At 59.2% G+C, this 503-nt stretch carries 1 pseudogene; it reads right to left on the reverse strand.

Annotation, left to right across the window (positions count from 1 at the left end):
- Positions 1–276: 276 nt before the first annotated feature.
- Positions 277–503 (reverse strand): annotated as a pseudogene (locus JMY24_RS38195) (IS6 family transposase); the annotation flags it as partial.

The raw sequence follows: 503 nt of genomic DNA on the forward strand, positions 1-503 counted from the left end.
CAGCGCAAGCGAAAGATTCGCGCGGTACAGATCGAAGGGTGTGACTGATTTGCCTGCCATGGTGGATCTCCTGACGTGATGAAGCGGTCCGCATGCGTGCAACGGGAGGCTGCAGCAAATGCGTGCGCGGCAGCAGTGCGTCCAATGTACACGAGGCAGTCAGAAGTCGGTTGACCCGTGTCAACCGCGAGATAGTTTTCCGCGAACACGAACGCTTTGCGCGGCGCTGTCACGTTGCTGACTCCATGGCGCGATATCGCCAAGGACAGTCGTGTCTCAGAACACGGTGGACGGACCTTGGGCAATGCCGGTGAAGAGACGCCACGCTTCAAATCGTGTCGCGAGCTGTTTGCGATAGAGCGAGGCGCGCGGCAGATGAGGCTTGAGCGCAAAGTGCTGGCGGATCGGACCAAAGCACGACAGGAATGACTGCGTGTGTTCGGGCAAGCGAAAACCTCGCATCGGCCGCTCGCGTTCACGCTTGGGTTGATGGCTGTTTTCAG

This window comes from Paraburkholderia kirstenboschensis, assembly GCF_904848585.1.
Classification (GTDB): Bacteria; Pseudomonadota; Gammaproteobacteria; order Burkholderiales; family Burkholderiaceae; genus Paraburkholderia; species Paraburkholderia kirstenboschensis.